The following is a 20,063-nucleotide window of genomic DNA, read 5'->3' as shown; positions in this document are numbered from 1 at the left end:
GTTTTTTTTCTTATATTCTGAAGTGAAAAAACGTTAAGGTATTATGGAAACAAGGGTATTATCCTCTAGTAAAGTGAGGTATTACATTGCCTTAAACCTGTCCTTGTGGGTAGTTTTGCTACTAACTATGATCTATGCTTCCATTAAAGCAGAAACCACTATCGGGTTTTTACTTTTTAACCTTACCTATTTCAGCTTATTTTTTTATAAAATTTTTATTCTAAGAACCGCACGGTTAAAGAGCATCCGATTCAACAAACACTTTTTGTATATTGAAGAGCGTAACTGCCCCATAAAATTGCCACTTACTGAAGTTAGAAACGTGGAGCTTCGAAATTTCACGGGGGTACACGTTATCCATTTGGATAGAGATTTTGGGTTTGGTAAAGAAATCTATTTTAAAACATCTTTGTGGTATCCGTTTAATTATAAAAAGGTTAATAAGGATCTTTTTTTATTTAAAAAGATGGTGCATGATTCTAAGTATGAGATCCCCGGCGAAAGTGCTAAATGGGCATTGGCAGGGCATAATGTTTAATTTTTAAATTATTTGCAGCATCTTTGGCCCATGGAAATCATTTGGCTTCTTGTGGGTTTAATTATAGGAGGAGTAGCGGCATGGTTTATAGCTAAATATAAATTTTCTGGCCTAGCTCTGGAAGCTTCTACAGAGAAGAAAATAGCTGATGAGAAGATCATAAACCTGCAACAAGAATCTATTCGTGTAAAAAGAGAGCTTGCAGAAGAAAGAAGCAAAGTCATAGGCCTGAACAATAACCTTTCTACTACAGAGGCCAATTATATCAATTTGCAAGAAAAGCTGAGAGATCAGAAGCGTGAATTAGAAAAACTACAACAGCACTTTACCATACAGTTTAAAAACCTGGCTAATGAGATTTTTGAAGAAAAGAGCCAGAAGTTCACCGATCAGAATAAAATGAATCTGGGAGAGTTGCTAAATCCTTTAAAAGAGCGAATATCAGAGTTTGAGAAGAAAGTGGAGCGGAATAGTAAGGAAAGTCTGGAGCAAAGCAGTGCTTTGAGAGAGCAGATAAGAGGACTAAGAGAGCTGAATCAGCAAATGACTAAAGAAGCTGAAAATCTAACTAGGGCACTAAAGGGAGACAGTAAAACACAGGGTGCCTGGGGCGAGTTTATTTTAGAAAGTATTCTTGAAAAATCGGGTTTAGAAAAGGGGCGAGAGTATTTTGTTCAGGAGTCTTTTACCAATGAAGAGGGGAGAAGACTTCAGCCAGATGTAATAGTTAAATTGCCTGATAATAAGAATATCATTATAGATTCTAAGGTCTCGTTAGTAGCCTATGAAAGATATGTTAGTGGAGAGGAGGCAGATAGAATGATTAACCTCAAAGCTCATTTGCTTTCTATGAGAAATCATATCAAGGGCCTTGATTTAAAAAAATACCAGCAGCTGCATGGGGTGCAAGGGCTAGATTTTATATTGATGTTTATACCTATAGAACCAGCATTTAGTATTGCTGTGCAGGGAGATGCGCAACTTTTTAACGAAGCTTACGATAAAAATATAGTAATAGTAAGTCCTTCTACTTTGATGGCTACGTTAAGAACCATAGCTAATATATGGAAAAATGAGTATCAGAGTCAGAATGCACTGGAGATAGCCAGGCAAGGGGGTAATCTCTATGATAAATTTGTTGCCTTTACTGAAGATTTGAAGAAGGTCGGCAATAGCCTACGTATGACTCAAAATGCTTATACCGATGCTATGAAAAAGCTACATGACGGTAAGGATAACTTAGTGAGGAAGTCAGAGCGATTAAGAGAGCTTGGAGCAAAGGCAAGCAAAACAATTGATCAAAAATTAATAGATAGAGCAGATAATTAATTATGCAAAGTATAACTCCTGACAGTAAATTGAAGAAACTGATAGTAGTAGGAGACAGGGTCTTAGTAAAACCCGTCAAGCAATCTGATAAAACCAATAGCGGCTTATTTTTGCCTCCGGGTGTTCAAGAAAAAGAGAAAATTCAAAGCGGATATATTATAAAAGTAGGGCCTGGCTATCCACTGCCATTACCTACTGATGAGGATGATGCCTGGAAAGGTAAAGACGAACAGATAAAATATATTCCCCTGCAGGCAGAGGAGGGTGATTTGGCTATTTTCCTTCAAAAAGGAGCTATAGAAGTTATTTATGAAAACGAAAGGTATTTTATTGTGCCTCAAAGTTCTATCCTGATGCTGGAGCGTGAGGAAGATTTTTGAAAAAGACTGTTAAGTACTATATGCAACAAGGACTATCAATTAACGCCATGCGCGTAGGCCTGAGATATAAACTGGTGAATTACGGTGAGGTGTATGAGTTTGAAATATTACAGAGGATTAATGATAATAATTTCCTTTTGAAGGATCTCTACACCTTAGAGCAATATGAAATCCACGACCTAGTTAGATTCGGTCGTGGAGATGATTTTGAAATCAGGGAAATGTAATTTACAATTTTCCTTCTTTTCTTAACTGAGCAAATTCTTTAGCAAAATATGTTAAGATGATATCTGCACCTGCTCTTTTCATACTAATCAACATTTCGTTCATGGTATGGGTTTTATCAAGCCATCCGTTTTGAGCCGCAGCTAATAACATGGAATACTCTCCACTTACATGGTAAGCGGCTATAGGAAGATTATAGTTGTCTTTCAGTATCTTAATGATGTCGAGATAGGCTAGTGCTGGTTTTACCATAAGGAAATCGGCACCTTCTTGTACGTCTAAATCAGCCTCTATTAAGGCTTCTCTTACGTTAGCCGGGTTCATCTGATATGTTTTTTTATCACCACTTTTTGGAGCAGAATCTAATGCATCTCTAAATGGGCCATAAAAAGCACTAGCATACTTAGCGGTGTAAGACATGATAGATACATCGGTATAACCATTGGCGTCCAATATATCTCTAATATGACCTATTCTCCCGTCCATCATATCAGATGGGCCTATAATATCAGCACCCGACTGTGCTTGGGATAGGGCCATTTTACCTATGATTTCAAGGCTCTCATCATTAAGTATATTTCCGTTATCATCGACGATTCCATCATGGCCATCAGAGCTGTATGGGTCCATGGCTACATCCGTCATTACACAGGCTTCAGGGAAGGTTTCTTTTACCTTTTTCAGTGCTTGCTGATAGAAAAAAGAATTATCATAACTTTTAGTGGCTAGCTTATCTTTATGACTCTCATCTACTACAGGGAAAATGTCAAAGGCTTTCACTCCTAATTCCAGACATTCCTCTATTTCTTTCAGCATTTTATCTATTCCCAATCTAAAAACTCCTGGCATAGATTTCACCTCTATCTGAGCTTTAGGGTCTTCCAACAGGAAAAGAGGTAAAATAAGATCATCGGTAGATACCTTGGTCTCTTCAACCAAAGAGCGAATAGCTGCTGATTTTCGATTTCTTCTGGGTCTGTAAATCATATTTTTAAAAGGCTTTTGTTCCTTATTTATTGCAGCCGCAAAGATAGATGATACGTATTTATTAAACCTTGTAAATTACGCATATCATTGTCAGAGTAGTTATTTTCTAACCCAGATTACTTCGCTAATAGCTGCTGATTCTGCTGCAATACCTGCTTCTTTTAGGGTGAAAAGCACGCTGTTTAGCATTTTGTCGCTTACCCATCCATCTGTAGCCCATTCTGTAGCATGATACCAGTATTGGGCATCGCTCAAAGGAATTTTGTAGCGCTGGCTGGTGAGTTCAATGGCATCTTCACGCTTCATGAAATCTTCGCATGACTGATGAACTATCTTTAGAAATGAGTCTAGTTCTGTAGCTTTTTCTGCTATGGCTTTGTTGGTAGCAGCTATCATAAAACATGGCCAGGGAGAGATGAACTCTCCTATTCTTCTTAAATATCCTTGAGAAACATAGGGTTTAGTAGTGTATTTTTCCCAATAAAAAATGTCTGCTTCACCACGGTTTAAAGATTTAAGCGCGCCATTGATATCTTGAACAGGTATAAACTGCTCAGCGGACATTTTCTTGCCTTTAGATAGTGCATCAACCGTAGGCATCAGGTGTGAGCCAGAGCCAAACCTACTGATGGCTATGTTTCTTTCAAAAACCTGCTCGTAAGAATTTACATCACTATGCTGGCCAGTATGCACTCCCCATATTAGTGGGGAGATGACATACGGGCTTATTATTTTTGATGGGTTGCCATTTATAATATCTATGATTACTCCTTCTGTTAGTAATATACAAATGTCACATTCGTCGTTTCTCAATGCGGCATTCATGGCGCCTGTTCCTCCTGGGAAATCTGTCCATTCAATATCAATATCAGCCTTAACAAAATCACCCCTTTCCATAGCCAAATGGATAGGTAGATTAAAGTGTTCAGGCACACCACCTACTCTTAGCATGCTCGAGTTAGTATCAGTTAGAAGTCTAAAATTGTTTTTTCAATAATATCACAGCATTCGTTAATCTGAGCCTCGTTCATAACTAAAGGAGGAGCAAAGCGAATAATATTGCCATGGGTAGGTTTGGCTAGTAGTCCATTGTTTTTTAAAGCCACACAAATATCCCAGGCAGTTGAGCTATCAGGAGAGTCGTTAATAACTACAGCATTAAGTAGCCCTTTACCTCTTACTAGACTTAGCTTATCAGTTTTTTCTATCAGCTTAGCCATTCTTTCCCTAAATATTATTCCTAGCTTATAAGCATTTTTGGCAAGCTTTTCTTCTTCTACCACTTCCAGAGCTGCCATGGCTACTTTACAGCCTAGCGGATTACCGCCAAATGTGCTGCCATGCTGACCCGGCTTTATTACTTCCATCACTTCATTATCAGCCAATACTGCAGATACTGGGTAGGCTCCACCTGAAAGCGCCTTGCCTAATAAAACCATGTCAGGCTTAATATCTTCGTAGTTGCAGGCCAGCAATTTACCTGTTCTGGCTATTCCTGTTTGTATTTCATCTGCGATAAAAAGGACATTATGCTTTTTGCATAAATCATAGGCCTTTTTAAGATATCCTTCATCGGGTACCATTACACCGGCTTCACCTTGTATAGGCTCTATTAAAAAACCTGCTATGTCATCTTGTGCTAGCACATTTTCAAGGGCATCAATATCATTATAATTGACGGAAACGAAGCCTGGTGTGTAAGGGCCAAAGTTGTTTCTGGCTCCTTCGTCGTTAGAAAATGATATAATAGTAGTGGTTCTTCCGTGAAAGTTGCCATCACATACTATTATTTTAGCTTTATTTTCATCTATGCCTCTTTTCTCATAAGCATATTTTCGGCATATCTTCAGGGCAGTCTCTACGGCCTCAGCACCTGTATTCATAGGGAGCACTTTCTCAAAACCGAAGTATTTAGTAATGAATTTCTCATATGCTCCTAGTACGTCGTTATAAAATGCTCTTGAGGTAAGGGTAAGTGTTTCAGCCTGGGCCTTAAGTGTATTTATAATTTTAGGATGACAATGTCCTTGGTTTACTGCGCTATAAGCCGAAAGGAAATCGAAATATCTTTTTCCTTCCGCATCCCACACGTACACTCCTTCTCCCTTAGATAAAACTACCGGAAGTGGATGGTAATTATGGGCGCCATACTTATCCTCCAATTGCATTGCCTCCTCAGAACTGATATTTTTTTGTTCGGTAGTATTCATAATGTTAACTTTAATAGCTGTTTAACGGTTTCAAATTAAATTAACTTCAAAAAATTGTTGGTAAAAGATTTAGGAGTGATTGTAACAAAAGTAACAAATTTGGGGAGAGAATAAAGAATTTACGGGTTTCTCTACAGGCAAGCAGGCATAATATTAATATTTTAATAGAATAATTTACACAGTGTTTTGAATGTTATGAAAAAATTTCTGATATTTGCAGACCCAAATTAAAAAAGGATACGAAATTTAACTTTTTATAAAGATGTCAAGAGTTTGCCAGATTACCGGAAAGAGGCCTCAGGTGGGAAATAACGTTTCGCACGCAAACAATAAAACTAAAAGAAGATTTAATCCAAATCTTCAGAAGAAGAGATTTTATATTCCTGAGGAAGATAAGTGGGTAACTTTAAAGGTATCTACTTCAGCGATCAGAACCATTAATAAAAATGGTATTACGGCCGTTTTGAAAAAAGCCAGAGCGAACGGTAACACATTGGTTTAAGTAATTAAAGCATTTAAAAGAATTAATCATGGCTAAAAAAGGCAACAGAGTTCAGGTGATATTAGAATGCACCGAGCACAAAACAACTGGTAAACCAGGAACATCAAGATACATCACTACTAAGAATAGAAAAAACACTACTGAGCGTTTAGAGCTTAAGAAGTATAACCCTATTCTTAAGAAATATACCATTCACAAAGAAATTAAATAACTATGGCTAAGAAAGTAGTTGCAACCCTTCAGAAAAAAGAAGGAAAGAATTTTGCGAAAGTGATTAAAGCCGTTAGATCTGAAAAAACGGGTGCTTACACTTTCAGGGAAGAGATGGTTCCTGTTGATCAGGTTAAGGATACTTTGGCTAAAAAGTAATCAAAACTTATTTGAAATCTTATTAAAGTCCCTTCCGAATAGTAGTCGGAAGGGACTTTTTTGTTATTTTCACCGTGTATATGCGCCTATTTGAATATTCAGTTTCTTTCAATTAGGTATAAACCAACGACATTATGGCAATTTTTGGAGGTCTGTTCTCAAAGGATAAGAAGGAGTCTCTCGATAAGGGATTAGAAAAAACAAAAGAAAGTTTTTTCACTAAGCTTGGAAAAGCGGTAGTAGGTAAGTCTAAAGTAGATGAGGAGGTTTTAGATGAATTAGAAGAGGTTCTCATAACCTCTGATGTGGGCGTAAACACTACTATTAAGATTATTGAGAGAATAGAGGAGAGGGTAGCCAGAGATAAGTACATGGGTGTAGAGGAGCTTGATAGAATTCTCCGGGAAGAAATAGCTGGTTTACTAGCGGAAAATAATACGGAAGATTTAAAAGATTTTTCTATTCCTGAGGTTGTAAAAAGGCCTTATGTAATTATGGTCGTGGGTGTTAATGGGGTTGGCAAAACCACCACTATTGGTAAGCTTTCGGCTCAGTATAAAAGTAAAGGTCTTAAAGTGGTGCTTGGTGCTGCTGATACTTTTCGGGCTGCTGCAGTGGACCAAATAAAATTATGGGGTGAGCGTGTTGGCGTACCTGTTGTGTCTAAAGGTATGAATACAGACCCTTCAGCGGTGGCTTTTGATGCTGTAAAGCAAGGGGTAGATGAAGGTGCTGATGTGGTTATTATAGATACCGCCGGGAGACTACATACTAAGGTGAATCTTATGAATGAGCTCTCTAAAATAAAGAGAGTGATGCAGAAATTTATTCCAGAAGCACCGCATGAAGTATTACTAGTATTAGATGGTAGTACTGGTCAAAATGCTTCAATTCAGGCAAGGGAATTTACTAAGGCAACGGAAGTAAGTGCTTTAGCCATTACTAAGTTAGATGGTACGGCTAAAGGTGGAGTTGTTATAGGTATATCAGACGAATTTAAAATTCCTGTTAAGTATATAGGCGTAGGCGAAAAAGTAGAAGATCTGCAAGTCTTTAATAAAATGGAATTTGTAGATTCTTTCTTTAAGAAGTAATGAATGTTTACTTCTTAAGATAATTAGGAACCGGCGCTTTTCTTAAGGGAATTCTAAACATGATCCAATAGTTAAAGCCCCAGGTTACTTTATCTTCTGCCAGGCCATAACCTGGAATAGTGTTGGGCATAAGTTCTTCTTCTTCAAAATTGCTCATACGAACTTTGAATCTTGCCGTGTAACCCATCCACAGAGGTTTAGCTATTTGTACCTTTAGGCCTGTAGTTAGCTCTATCCAATGTGCCGTTAAATTGTTGTTCTCAAGTTTATCTGTAATCACTCCGTAGGTTGGCGACTTGTCAATGAATGACAGGTTGTCTGAAAAGGAAGATAAAGCATAGCGTAGTCCTACGAATAAAGCGCTTCTGTCTGGGTCTTTAACGAGGAAGTTAATATCTGGACCAATCTTTAAGTAGGAACCCTTCACCTCGTATGAAGCACTGTCGTTATACGAGTCTATTGATTGCTCTAAATGGCCTAACTCAATATTGAAAAGGTATTTGTGAAAGTCTATGTCTGCGGTAATATTGAATTGTTTATAATCATCCTTAGAGAAAGTTTTTATGATGCTTATAACATCAGTACCTATACGCACACCAGTAGGTATGTACATAGTACTTGAGTCTAATTCATTAATTACAGAATCTGTTTTAGCTTTCACAGTTTTCTGTTTGCCTGCTTGTTTATTGTTCTCTTCCTTCTTCTGATCCTGAGCAGAAGAAATTAAACACGCCAAAAGAAGACTGGCGCTAATTAAATATTTTAACATCTTCAGTGCTGCTGTTTGATAATGTATTGTTTACTACCACTACTGAATCCATAGTAGTAGAGGCAATTTCAAGATTTCTTATAATATATTCGATTCCACATTCATCGGAGATGAAACGGGTGCTAACATCATAGGTGAAAGTGATGTTACTTTCGCCATGTTCTGTAACAAAAAGGAAAGTGGAGCTATTCTGGTCGGTTCTTATTGGTAGCTCTACGGAGCTAAAAAGATCTGACTTTGCTATGGACTCATCTTCGAAGCCTTCAGCTTTAATAGAAGAAACCCTTATTTGATCTGCCTTTCCATCTGACTCTTTGTAAAATTTAACTATTGCAGTGGTAGACGAAAGGGTGTTGCAGTCAGGATCTTCAAGGCACGAAGAAAGCCCCAGAAGAGTTATTAAAGTAATATAAATTGTAGCGTGTCTCATTTTATAAATGGCAAATATAAAACTTTAGTTGTCTTCATCTTGTATTATATGCGTAAATGTAGATGATGATATTAATAAAGCGATTTTACTTTCATAGGCTTCTTTTCTATTAAGCGCTAGTTTTAGTAATTTTGCATACATTTTTAATTAGCACGATTTGAAAACTAAGGGTAGAAAGAAGGATAAAGTAAACATCGTTACGTTAGGTTGCTCCAAAAATCTGGTAGATTCTGAGGTAATGTTAACGCAGCTTCGTGGCAACAAGATTAATGCCACTCATGAAGATAGTAAGGACGATGCCAATGTGGTGATTGTGAACACATGTGGGTTTATAGACAATGCTAAACAAGAGTCTATCGATACCATATTAAGATACGCAGATGCTAAACAAGATGGCCTCATTGAGAAGCTATATGTTACAGGTTGCCTATCTCAGAGGTATAAAGATGATCTTGAAAAGGAAATTCCACAAGTGGATGCCTTCTTCGGAACTATGGAACTGCCACTTTTATTAAAAAAGTTTAAGGCTGATTATAAGCATGAGCTCGTGGGAGAAAGAATCCTAACCACTTCTAATCATTATGCTTATTTAAAAATAGCTGAAGGATGTGATAGGCCTTGTTCTTTCTGTGCTATCCCTATTATGAGAGGGAAACATGTTTCTAAAACTATTGAAGAGTTAGTTACAGAGGCCAAGAATCTTGCTAAAAATGGAACCAAAGAGCTTTTGCTCATTGCCCAGGATTCTACTTATTACGGCTTAGATATTTATGGTAAGAGAAACCTTGCTGATTTATTGAGAAGTCTTTCTGATGTAGAGGGTATCGAATGGATAAGGCTTCACTATGCATTCCCAACAGGTTTCCCTATGGATATACTAGATGTAATGGCGGAGAGGTCCAATATCTGTAATTATATTGATATGCCATTGCAGCATGGCTCTACACGTGTGCTTAAGCATATGCGTAGAGGTACTACTCGTGAAAAGCAAGAGGAGCTTATTAATGCTATTAGAGCAAAAATGCCTGATATAGCAATAAGAACTACCTTAATAGCCGGCTACCCAGGTGAAACAGAGGAGGAATTTCAGGAGATGTATGATTTTGTGGAAAGAATGCGCTTTGAGAGGCTTGGAATCTTCACTTATTCTCATGAGGAAAATACGCATGCTTATAATTTTACTGACGATGTTCCTGCTGATGTGAAACAAGAAAGGGCCAATGCCGTAATGGAATTACAGGAAGGTATTTCTTATGACCTTAACCAAAACAGAATAGGCCACACTTATAAGGTGCTAGTAGATCGGATGGAAGGAGGAAAGTATATCGGTAGGACTGAGTACGATTCGCCCGAAGTAGATAATGAAGTAATTATAGATAAAAAAGATGGCCATATCAGGTTAGGTGATTTTGTTCAAGTGAAAATTAATGATGCTACAGAATTCGATCTTTATGGAAGTGTTGTCAATGACTGATAGAATGGCAGTCTGTCAGTGTCATGCGATAACCTTATAATCAAACCGTTTATATGAATACAAGTAAAGTTGATTTTACCGAGACGAACCAGTTCTCCGCATTATTTTTAGATTACATAAAAGGTAAAGATCAACTAAAAGGGTTCTATAGCCAATATCCTGAAAAAAGTAATTTTCAGAGGCAGATTGAAGAGCGGAATTTTTCATCTGATACCAGAGAAGTTTTAGTGAAGGTTTTGAGAGAGCAATATCAGCACTTGGATGCTGAATATGCTCCGATAGGATTGTTGGCAGAGGAGAATACTTTTACTATTACTACCGGACATCAGTTAAATATTTTTACTGGCCCTTTATATTTCATATACAAATTAGTTACGGTAATAAATACCTGCAAAGAACTAAAGCAGGCTTATCCTGAATATAATTTTGTGCCCGTATATTGGATGGCTACAGAAGATCATGATTTTGATGAAATTAGTTATTTCAAACTCAGTGGCAAGAAATATCAATGGGCTACAGATCAAAAAGGAGGAGTAGGAAGATTTTCTACTAAGGGTATTGAAGAAATAATAGCATCAGTGCCTGGTATGCCTCAATTCTTTATTAATGCCTATACTAAGAGTAAAAATCTGACAGATGCAGTGCGCAGCTATGTGCATCATTTGTTTGGAGAAGAAGGCCTTATTGTAGTAGATGCTGATAGTCCTGAATTAAAGACTGTATTGAGGCCTTACATAGAGGCTGATGTAATTAAAAATGAAACCCTTGCTTTGGTAGAGAAGCAATCTTCTGACCTTGAAAAACTAGGCTATAAGACACAGATTCATGCTCGTGAGATAAACTTTTTTTATCTCGAAGATGGCTTGAGAGAAAGAATAGTGAAAGATGAAGGGGTATATCATGTTTTAGATACACAATTATCTTTCTCCGAACAGGAAATTAATGAATTAATAGATAATCATCCGGAAAGATTTAGTCCTAATGTGGTTTTGAGGCCTCTATATCAGGAAGTGGTGCTGCCAAATCTTGCCTATGCCGGCGGACCGGCTGAGGTGGTGTATTGGTTGCAGTTAAAAGCAGCTTTTGATCATTACGAGGTTCCTTTTCCTATGCTTATGCCTAGAAACTTTGCATTGGTAATACCCAGTCCTGTTAAGAGAAAAATGGATAAGCTCGGGGTTATTTACACCGATCTATTTAAAGACAGATCAGGCTTGGAGAAGGAGATTGTAGAAAAGTATAGTACTCATGATATTCATTTGAATGGCCAAAAAGAGGCAATTAGTGAATATTTTGATAAGATTAAAGTCCAGGCTATGGCCATTGACCCCACTCTTGGCCAGCACGTAGAAGCTCAGCAGACCAAGACTAAAAACAGGCTGGAGATCATTGAAAAGAAGTTAATACGAGCAGAGAAGAAAAATCAAGCGGATAAGTTGAGGCAGTTAAATGCTGTTTTAGACGAGCTTTTTCCTGGAGGCAGTCCGCAAGAGCGCGTAGATAACTTCTTAAACTTCTACTTAGAGGACGATGATTTTATTAAAAAGCTAATTATTAGCTTTGAACCTTTAGACTTTAGGTTCAACGTAATTACTAATGATTGATAAAGATACTTTACGGAAAGCTTATTTGAGAAAACGTCTGCTATTATCAGAGGCGGAGTTTGTCAGGAGAAATCAATTATTACAAGAGAGGTTTGAAAAATATATTCGTCAGCACAAGCCTAACGCTGTTCATGCTTTCTTATCAATAGAAAAACAAGCTGAAGTTAGTACGTTTCCTCTCATATCTTTTATGAAAAAGGAGGGGGTAGAGAGGATCGCTATTTCAAAGTCGCTGCCATTAGGCGAACTCTTGCATTATTGGTATGATGAGAAAGTAGTTTTAAAAAATAATAAGTGGGGGATACCAGAACCAGAGGAAGGAACGGTTGCAGATATTGATGACTTGGATATAGTGTTGGTGCCCTTAATTTCATTTGATAAAACTGGGCATAGAATAGGTTACGGTAAAGGATACTATGATCGATTTTTGTCAAAAATACCTAATGTAATTACTGTAGGCCTGTCGCTAAGCCCGCCTCTCGATTCAATCCCTTTTACAGGAGAGTTAGATGTAGCCTTAAATTACTGTATAACCCCGTTTGCAACTTACCAATTCTGATAAGCTACCAATAAGTGTGAAAACTACTCTTATTTAATTAATCCTTACTCCATTTTTCTTTTTGTGAAGAAAGGACATTATCCCAATAAAGTGATAGGAGACGTGTACTGCTATTTTTTAAGGTTAATAAATCGGTTTTTATTACATATTGCGATGCTCGCTAAATTGATTTAGTATCTTGCAAACAAATCAACCTAAATTCTTATACCATGTTTATTTACCTTTATTTCTCGCAAGTCCGAGCCTTCTGACTTGCGGTCTGCTATGAGTTTGAGGGCCTTTCTAGTTCCCTCTATTTAAAAAAAACAATCACTTGCGCTTTTTTATAATTAACAACCAATATCTGTAGTTGGCTCTATAGTTTTTTGTATTAGTTAATTTATGTTCAACCAATTTTATGAAAAGTATTTTTACGTTTTTAGCGCTCATTTTTTGTATTGGCTTTATGAGTGTGCAGGCTATGGATATTTATGTATCTCCTAATGGTAGAGACTCAGGTTCTGGTAGTCAGAGTAATCCTTTATATAGTTTAGATGATGCTATAGATTTAGCTAATGCGGGAGATAGGATCTACATGAGAGGAGGTACTTATCGTTATTCATCAACTATTAAAATTTTGAAAAGTGGACGATCAGGATCTGTTATAAGCGTATTGGCTTATAATGGAGAAGTTCCTGTACTTAACTTTTCATCTATGTCAGAAAATGATTCTAACAGGGGTATTGTGTTAGATGGAGATTATTGGCATTTCAAAAACATTATTATAGAAGAAGCTGGTGATAACGGTATGCTACTATCAGGTAGTAATAACGTATTAGAAGGCTGTATCTTCCGAGCCAACCATGATACAGGTCTACAGATTAGTAGATTTAGTAGTTCTGATAACTCAATAAGTCAATGGCCTTCTAATAACCTCATTTTAGATTGTGAGGCCTATGATAACCGCGATTCTAGAAATGAAGATGCAGATGGCTTTGCCGCAAAACTTACTGTAGGTGTAGGTAATGTCTTCAGAAACTGTGTATCACATCATAATATCGATGATGGTTGGGATTTGTACGCTAAGCCAGAAACCGGACCAATTGGTATTATTACATTAGAAGGCTGTATTGCTCACAATAATGGGATACTCACAGGAGGGGGCTCTTCTGGAGGAGGAGATAAAAATGGATTTAAACTAGGTGGTTCAGGGATCAAGATAAATCATATTGTGCGTAGGTGTATTGCCTATAACAATGGGAAGCATGGCTTTACTGACAATAGTAATATTGGAAGTATTGAATTTACTAATTGTACTTCTTATAATAATAAAGAGTATAACTTTCATACCAGAGATGGGGCATCGCACATATTTAAAAATAACCTTTCTTATAGATCGACTTCCAATGACCGTCTGAGAGGTGACACTTCTGCTCCTAATGTATTTGATAATAAGGATTCATGGCCATATTCTGTAGGTAGCTCTGACTTTGTTACTTTAACTCCCGGCCCTGATAATAACCCTACTTCCAATGGGTTTTTGTCTTTGGCTGCTAATAGTGATTTGATAAATGCCGGCGTTAGATCTTCGGGAATTAAGTATAATGGTTCGGCTCCAGACCTAGGCGCATTGGAGTATGGTGGAACTACCTCGCCAGACCCAGATCCTGAAACATATAAACTAACACTGCAGGCTTCACCTTCTACGGGCGGTAGTATTTCCGTTAGCCCAAATAAAAGTGATTATGAAAATGGTGAAAGCGTAACTTTAACTGCTACTGCGAACTCTGGCTATACTTTTGTCGGTTGGTCTGGAGCAATTTCTGGTTCTGCAAACACAGCCTCTGTTACTATGACCTCTGATAAAACTATTACAGCCACTTTTGAGAGTGCAGATAATGGAGGAGGCGGTGAACCTGAAACTACCGTGAGAATAGAAGATACACACAGTAGTGCACAAGGTCTTTGTGATTATGATGGAAGCCTTAAAAATTATGATAACGCTGATAATGGCTCAGCAATTAACTTATCAAACTCAGCTGATAAATCAATAGTTTGGAAGGTTAACGCGGCACCCTCCGGTCAATACACGCTTACCTGGAGATATACTAATGGGGGAAATAGTGCACATACTCAAGCTATTGTGGCTCATAATGGTCAGCCTGTAAGAGATTTGACATTTCCTAAAACAAAAGATAAGGAGACTTTTGTGACTATATCAACTACTATTTCTTTAAATGAAGGAGTGAATGAGCTAAGTCTAACTACTGCTGAAAATGGAGAATTTGCAGATATTGATTGGATTGAGGTGACGGGGCCTGGTGCTAGTTTTGCCAATTGTTCTGCCAAAAATAGTGAAAGTGTGGTTGTTGAAAATGCAACTGATCTCTTCAGAATTAGCGCAGAAGATTACAGAATGGCCGGTTATGCTACTGTGGCTGGTGATGGATATCAGACCACTACAGGTGGTGCAGGAGGTAGTGTAGTTGTTATTTCTTCTTTAAAAGAGCTAGAAGATTGGGCTTCTTCTCGTGAGAAAGAAACTGCACCGCAGATAGCCTATTTAAGCGGTAAAATTAGTAGTTCAAAAAGTACCGTTGTTACTATTAAGCATGGAGCGAATATTTCTATTCTTGGTTTAGGAGATGGCGCTGAATTAGAAAATGTAGGTCTCAACATCAGAAATTATGATAATGTAATAGTTAGAAACCTAAAAATACATGAAGTATTTTATCCTAATGATGCTTTAACTATTGATGAGTGTAGCCATGTTTGGGTAGACCACTTAGAGCTTCATAGTAAGATTGGGCCTGGCATAGGAGTAGATACTTATGACGGATTACTAGATATCAAGAAAGGGTCTCGCTTTGTAACCGTGTCTTGGTGCTACATCCATGACCACATGAAAACTTCTTTGATAGGGCATACTAATAATTCAGGTCAGAAGGAGCAAGATCGCCAGATGAGAATTACTTACCATCATAATTATTTTTACAACACTTATGGGCGTAACCCTAGCTTGAGATATGGAGCTATACACATGTATAATAACTATTTTGATAAAATTAGTGACTATGGTTTAGCCGCAAGGGTAGGTGCTCATGCCTTGGTAGAAAATAATCATTATAATGATGTAGATATTTCTATGACCACAGATAAGTTTCCTGTAAGTGGTTTACCTAATGGGTATATCTGTCAGTTGGGTAATTTGTTAACCGGAGATACCGGAGCACCAATAATTTCACAAACAGGATGTGACTGGTGGAATTTACCTTATGAGTATCAAATGGAATCAGCAAGTACCTTAGCAAGGGCACTGCCTTCTCAGGTGGGTGTAGGTAAAATAGATATTTCGATAAATAGTAATGCTGTTATTGCCAATGTGGAATCTCATAAGGACGTTGTTATGAGTGCAGCAGGTTTTGAAGTAGAGAATAACTACCCTAATCCATTTTCTGTAAAAACTAGTATTCAATTCCACCTTGATGAAGATGAGCCTGTTAGCTTGATTGTGTATGATATGATGGGCAATGAAGTGTATAAGTTAGAGCATAAAGACTGTAGCCGAGGGCTGAATGAGATTACTTTCCATAGAGGAAATCTTCCGGCTGGAATATATACTTATATATTGAGTACACCGCGAAATGCGGCTAAAAAGAGACTGTCTATAGTTCGATAAATTGTAGGTTTTTTTTAGTTATATAAGTAGAAAGAGGGCCCGTAAATGGGTCCTTTTTTTCTTTGATAGCAAATAATATGCGTCAGGTTGATGCAGGTTGAGAATTACTATTTTTTGTTTATAAATCTAAATTGTGATGAAATTATTTAGTAAAAATTCATTCTTATTTATTTTCTGTTATTCAATAGCCCTCATGCATGTATTTGCTCAGGGGGAGGTTACTCGTTCGGGTAACACGTGGTCTGCAAGGGTTAATGGAAGCACTGTTTATACAGGCGTGCGTATGTTTGATGCTGTAAATGCTGCTTGCTCAAGAGCAGGTAATGGCGCTACAATACATATTAGAAATTCGGGAGATTCTGGCGATGATGGTGGTAAAGTATATGCTATTAGGCCATTAGAAGGACAAACGTTAGATTTTCATAATCACACTGTCAATTGTAACAGTAATGGAGACCTGGCCGTGGCTGTACATGCAGACAAAAAGGATGGTATTACATTGATGAACTTAAAAGTTACGGGTAGCCCCAGGTATGGCATTTGGTTCAGAGGGTGCTCAGATGTAACTCTTACCAATATTACCATGGACTTGGATAAAAATAACCCTGTGGGCTTGGGAATAAGAGTAGATGCATCTACTGCACCAGCTTCTAATCTTACCATCAATGGTACTACCACTGTTAATGGTAGCAAGGGACATGGTATAGAAACTTATGGTTTAAATGGGGTGTCTATTGGTGATGTAACAGTCACGAATACAGGTGGTTGTGGTTTACTATTAAACGAGTCTCAAAATTGTAGTGTAGGAGTTGTTACAGGCAACTATAATTGTTATGGAGGGGGATATGCAACATTTAGAGTGGCTAATGATAACGGATCCACTCACGTGAAGGGTGTTTATTCAAGAAATTCGGGTAGAGGATTTTTTAGCGTATCAGGGAGTCATGACTGTACTATAGATTGGGTAGATATTGCTAATAGCACCAGTCAGGGAATATTTTTAGAAGATGCTACCAATACACATGTGCTTAGCGGTAGTGTAAGTAATGGAAATCCTAATGTGCAGTTTGTTCGTACAAAAAATTGCTCTGTTAATTTAAGTGAGGCGCAATGTAATGCTTGTGGTAGTGGCATTGCTGACGGTCAGGTGTATAGAATTACCCCGAGACATGATGAGAGCAAATCAATAGAGCTGTTTAATTCTGAATCAGTAAATAATGCTAATGTTGAGCAGGGCAGTTTCTTGGAGGCTGATTCTCAGCAATGGTTAGCTCGAGATAGAGGGGATGGATTTTGGAGCTTTCATCCTGTAACGGACCTCAATAGTGCCATGTATGTATCAGTGAGATCTGATGAAAATTCAAATGTAGGAGTTTACAAATATGAAGGTGATGCTAATCAGCAATTCTATTTTTCAAATGCCGGAAGTGGGGGCTGGGTACGTATTAAATCGAAGTTAAAAGGTAATTGTATTGACGTTAAGAATGGCACTAGTGAGGATGGCGCTAATATTGTTCAAATGGAATGCTTGAGTAATCATACGAATCAGATGTTCAGGTTTGATCCTATCGCTGTTAACTCAAAACTGGCAAAAGTTAATTTGAACGAGGAAATGCTCAAAACGGAAGAATTTAGTATTTATCCTAACCCAACTCAAAACACCTTAAACTTGCAATTAGCTGAGGAGCCTTCAGATGCTGCCTTTTATCAGATATTTGATGTAAATGGTAGGCTGCTTAGCTCAGCTAAAATATTTTCTGTTTCTACTCAGTTAGATGTTATTTTTCTGGAGTCAGGCACTTATATAGTACTTATTAATGATCAGGGAAAGGTTCTGAGTAAGAAGATAAGTATTAAATAAGGGGGAGCTGTTAGTAAATTCTAGTTCGAGACGAGCAAGTGAATAGATTAAAAAGGCCGCTATTTTTAGCGGCCTTTTATTAAAGAATGTCTTCAATGATGAACTTTCTGGTGTTAAGCTCAAAGGAATCTCCTTTTGATTTGTCGATGAGCTGCATGCCTAAGGGCGAAGATGGCGCTATAGCAAAATACTCTTTGCCATCTAATACTATTTTGCCAGCACCAATGGCAATATAAAAACTACCATGGTTTGTAGTTACAAGGCTGCCTGACTGTGCTGTTTTATAAGATCTTGCCGGATTAATGCTTAGGATTATTTCTTTCAATTTTTGAGCTTCAGCCAATTGAATGGCGTTGTTCTCCATCTCTTGTTGCATCATTTCTCTTCCGGTTTCATACTTGTCTCCAGCCGAGCTTTTAGTCTCATCGTTAGCGGCCTCCTGCGCAGACTCCATAGCTTCTTTGGCATTCTTTATCCTCTGATCTACAAAGTTCACGCAGTGGTCGTATAGTTTTTTCTTTAAGCTAATTTGCTGTTCCATTTTGAATAGTAATGAATAAACTGCAAAATTTAACAAGTTAAACGAGCAATTAGCCTTTTCCTGAAAAATTATTTTTCTACAGCAATATTCAGGAACGAATCATCTTTGGCTTCGAGCTTGCTTTCTCCCATTAAATAGCTATCTACGGCTATAGCGGCCTCTCTTCCTTCTGAGATAGCCCACACTACTAAAGATTGGCCTCTGCGTGCATCTCCTGCAGCAAACACATTACTTTTGTTAGTTTGGTAGCCTCTGGTTTGGGCATTTCCCCGAGGGTCTTTCTCTATTTCAAAAGCCTCTAGTAACTTATTTTCAGGAGCTAAAAAGCCTATAGCCAAGAGCGCTAGTTCGCATGGTATTTCTCGTTCAGTCCCTTCTATTTCGTTAAAAGAAGGTCTTCCGTCCTCACCAGAATTCCATTCTATGTCTACTAGCTTTACTTTTTCTAACTTGCCATTATTGCCAATAAACTCTTTTGTTAATATAGCCCACTTTCTATCAGCTCCCTCTTCATGAGAAGAAGAAGTTCTGAGCGTCATTGGCCATAGAGGCCAGGGGTCTTTATCCGTTCTGTGTGTCAAGGGCTTGGTAAGTAGCTCTATTTGCATTACAGATTTAGCCCCATGCCTGTTTGATGTTCCAATACAGTCAGAGCCGGTATCTCCACCTCCTATAACAAGTACATTTTTATCTTTAGCAGTAATTTTGTCATTTACTTCATCCCCGGCTACTTCTTTGTTTTGTCGGGTGAGGAAGTCCATGGCAAAATGGACACCTTCCAATTCTCTACCTGGTATTGGAAGATCTCTAGGGTGAGTAGAACCCGCACATATTACCACCGCATCAAAGTTGCTTTCTAGCTCAGAAGCAGGAATATCAGTGCCAATGAAGCTGTTGGTTTTGAAGGTGATGCCTTCTTGCTCCATTACCTCTACTCTTCGGTCTATTACCCATTTTTCTAATTTGAAATCAGGGATTCCATACCTAAGTAAACCGCCTACTCTGTCAGCCCTTTCAAATACGGTAACTAAATGGCCAGCCTTATTGAGCTGTGCTGCTGCTGCCAGGCCTGCAGGTCCAGAGCCTATTACCGCCACTGTTTTACCGGTTCTTTCCTCTGGAGGTTGTGGCTTTATATAACCTAATTCATAAGCCTTTTCAGCAATAGTTTTTTCTATGTGCTCTATAGCTACAGGCGGTTTATTGATGCCTAATACGCAACTTGCTTCACAAGGAGCAGGACATATTCTACCTGTAAATTCAGGGAAGTTATTAGTGGAAGTAAGTATTTCTACTGCTTCTTCCCACTGCTCTCTGTAAACGGCGTCATTAAATTCAGGAATAATATTTCCTAGCGGACAGCCGCTATGACAAAAAGGGATGCCACAATCCATGCAACGTGCCGCTTGCTGCTTAGTCTTATTTTCAGGAAACTCCTCGTAGATTTCTTTGTAATCATTAATCCTTTTTTGAGGGTCTCTTGATGATGGCAGCTCTCTGTCGTATTGTAAAAATCCGTCTTTTTGTCCCATA

The 20,063-nt window shown here is 38.0% G+C and carries 20 protein-coding genes; 13 read left to right on the top strand and 7 right to left on the bottom strand.

Annotation, left to right across the window (positions count from 1 at the left end):
* Nucleotides 1-43: 43 nt before the first annotated feature.
* The 4 genes from JL102_RS13105 to JL102_RS13090 are packed head-to-tail and all read left to right on the top strand — an operon-like array spanning nt 44 to nt 2,474.
* Nucleotides 44-538, top strand: coding sequence for a hypothetical protein (locus tag JL102_RS13105; protein WP_202244869.1), 495 nt, complete (start codon nt 44-46; stop codon nt 536-538).
* 30 nt (nt 539-568) lie between these two features.
* On the top strand, nt 569-1,867 hold the full coding sequence (rmuC, locus tag JL102_RS13100) for a DNA recombination protein RmuC (RefSeq protein ID WP_202244868.1): 1,299 nt from the start codon (nt 569-571) through the stop codon (nt 1,865-1,867).
* Between the two features lie 2 nt (nt 1,868-1,869).
* Nucleotides 1,870-2,247, top strand: a complete 378-nt coding sequence (locus JL102_RS13095) for a co-chaperone GroES (RefSeq protein ID WP_202244867.1) — start codon at nt 1,870-1,872, stop codon at nt 2,245-2,247.
* A gap of 20 nt (nt 2,248-2,267) precedes the next feature.
* Entirely contained in the window at nt 2,268-2,474 is a 207-nt protein-coding gene (locus JL102_RS13090; RefSeq protein ID WP_202244866.1) for a hypothetical protein, read from the top strand.
* A gap of 1 nt (nt 2,475) precedes the next feature.
* Here JL102_RS13090 and hemB read toward each other — a convergent pair whose 3' ends face one another.
* From hemB to rocD, 3 genes are all read right to left on the bottom strand, one after another.
* The gene (gene hemB / locus JL102_RS13085) at nt 2,476-3,459 is read right to left on the bottom strand and encodes a porphobilinogen synthase (protein WP_202244865.1); all 984 of its coding nucleotides are present in this window, start codon (nt 3,457-3,459) and stop codon (nt 2,476-2,478) included.
* Nucleotides 3,460-3,558: 99 nt separating this feature from the next.
* Entirely contained in the window at nt 3,559-4,410 is an 852-nt protein-coding gene (locus JL102_RS13080; RefSeq protein ID WP_202244864.1) for a type 2 periplasmic-binding domain-containing protein, read from the bottom strand.
* Nucleotides 4,411-4,427: 17 nt separating this feature from the next.
* Nucleotides 4,428-5,669 (bottom strand): ornithine--oxo-acid transaminase, encoded by a 1,242-nt coding sequence (rocD, locus tag JL102_RS13075; protein WP_202244863.1) that lies wholly within the window; start codon nt 5,667-5,669, stop codon nt 4,428-4,430.
* Nucleotides 5,670-5,931: 262 nt separating this feature from the next.
* Here rocD and rpmB point away from each other — a divergent pair, with 262 nt between their 5' ends.
* From rpmB to ftsY, 4 genes are all read left to right on the top strand, one after another.
* The gene (gene rpmB / locus JL102_RS13070) at nt 5,932-6,171 is read left to right on the top strand and encodes a 50S ribosomal protein L28 (RefSeq protein WP_202244862.1); all 240 of its coding nucleotides are present in this window, start codon (nt 5,932-5,934) and stop codon (nt 6,169-6,171) included.
* 28 nt (nt 6,172-6,199) lie between these two features.
* Nucleotides 6,200-6,382: a 50S ribosomal protein L33 gene (gene rpmG, locus JL102_RS13065; RefSeq protein WP_202244861.1), complete on the top strand. Its 183-nt coding sequence runs from the start codon at nt 6,200-6,202 to the stop codon at nt 6,380-6,382.
* 2 nt (nt 6,383-6,384) lie between these two features.
* Nucleotides 6,385-6,540: a DUF4295 domain-containing protein gene (locus tag JL102_RS13060; protein WP_202244860.1), complete on the top strand. Its 156-nt coding sequence runs from the start codon at nt 6,385-6,387 to the stop codon at nt 6,538-6,540.
* A 134-nt stretch (nt 6,541-6,674) separates the two neighbouring features.
* A complete protein-coding gene (gene ftsY / locus JL102_RS13055) occupies nt 6,675-7,634 on the top strand; it encodes a signal recognition particle-docking protein FtsY (protein ID WP_202244859.1) in 960 nt (319 codons plus the stop codon).
* A gap of 7 nt (nt 7,635-7,641) precedes the next feature.
* Here the strand turns inward: ftsY and JL102_RS13050 are convergent, their stop codons facing one another.
* Nucleotides 7,642-8,403 carry a DUF6048 family protein gene (locus tag JL102_RS13050; RefSeq protein ID WP_202244858.1) on the bottom strand — a complete coding sequence of 254 codons (762 nt, stop codon included), beginning with the start codon at nt 8,401-8,403 and terminating at the stop codon, nt 7,642-7,644.
* Nucleotides 8,384-8,833, bottom strand: a complete 450-nt coding sequence (locus tag JL102_RS13045) for a DUF6452 family protein (protein WP_202244857.1) — start codon at nt 8,831-8,833, stop codon at nt 8,384-8,386. The genes JL102_RS13050 and JL102_RS13045 overlap by 20 nt, the downstream gene beginning before the upstream one ends.
* Nucleotides 8,834-8,990: 157 nt before the next feature.
* Between JL102_RS13045 and rimO the strand changes: the two genes are divergently transcribed.
* From rimO to JL102_RS13020, 5 genes are all read left to right on the top strand, one after another.
* Nucleotides 8,991-10,307 (top strand): 30S ribosomal protein S12 methylthiotransferase RimO, encoded by a 1,317-nt coding sequence (gene rimO / locus JL102_RS13040; protein ID WP_202244856.1) that lies wholly within the window; start codon nt 8,991-8,993, stop codon nt 10,305-10,307.
* 53 nt (nt 10,308-10,360) lie between these two features.
* On the top strand, nt 10,361-11,911 hold the full coding sequence (gene bshC, locus JL102_RS13035) for a bacillithiol biosynthesis cysteine-adding enzyme BshC (RefSeq protein WP_202244855.1): 1,551 nt from the start codon (nt 10,361-10,363) through the stop codon (nt 11,909-11,911).
* Nucleotides 11,904-12,470 carry a 5-formyltetrahydrofolate cyclo-ligase gene (locus tag JL102_RS13030; RefSeq protein WP_202244854.1) on the top strand — a complete coding sequence of 189 codons (567 nt, stop codon included), beginning with the start codon at nt 11,904-11,906 and terminating at the stop codon, nt 12,468-12,470. Before bshC ends, JL102_RS13030 begins: the two co-directional genes overlap by 8 nt.
* Before the next feature lie 397 nt (nt 12,471-12,867).
* On the top strand, nt 12,868-16,128 hold the full coding sequence (locus tag JL102_RS13025; protein ID WP_202244853.1) for a pectate lyase family protein: 3,261 nt from the start codon (nt 12,868-12,870) through the stop codon (nt 16,126-16,128).
* Between the two features lie 136 nt (nt 16,129-16,264).
* A complete protein-coding gene (locus tag JL102_RS13020) occupies nt 16,265-17,989 on the top strand; it encodes an RICIN domain-containing protein (RefSeq protein WP_202244852.1) in 1,725 nt (574 codons plus the stop codon).
* A gap of 79 nt (nt 17,990-18,068) precedes the next feature.
* Here JL102_RS13020 and JL102_RS13015 read toward each other — a convergent pair whose 3' ends face one another.
* On the bottom strand, nt 18,069-18,530 hold the full coding sequence (locus JL102_RS13015) for a 3-oxoacyl-ACP synthase (RefSeq protein ID WP_202244851.1): 462 nt from the start codon (nt 18,528-18,530) through the stop codon (nt 18,069-18,071).
* Between the two features lie 68 nt (nt 18,531-18,598).
* A complete protein-coding gene (locus JL102_RS13010) occupies nt 18,599-20,062 on the bottom strand; it encodes a glutamate synthase subunit beta (RefSeq protein ID WP_202244850.1) in 1,464 nt (487 codons plus the stop codon).
* Between the last annotated feature and the right edge of the window lies 1 nt (nt 20,063).

The sequence above is a fragment of the Fulvivirga sediminis genome, from assembly GCF_016757215.1.
GTDB lineage: Bacteria > Bacteroidota > Bacteroidia > Cytophagales > Cyclobacteriaceae > Fulvivirga > Fulvivirga sediminis.
This window is presented reverse-complemented; position numbering and strand designations above follow the sequence as displayed.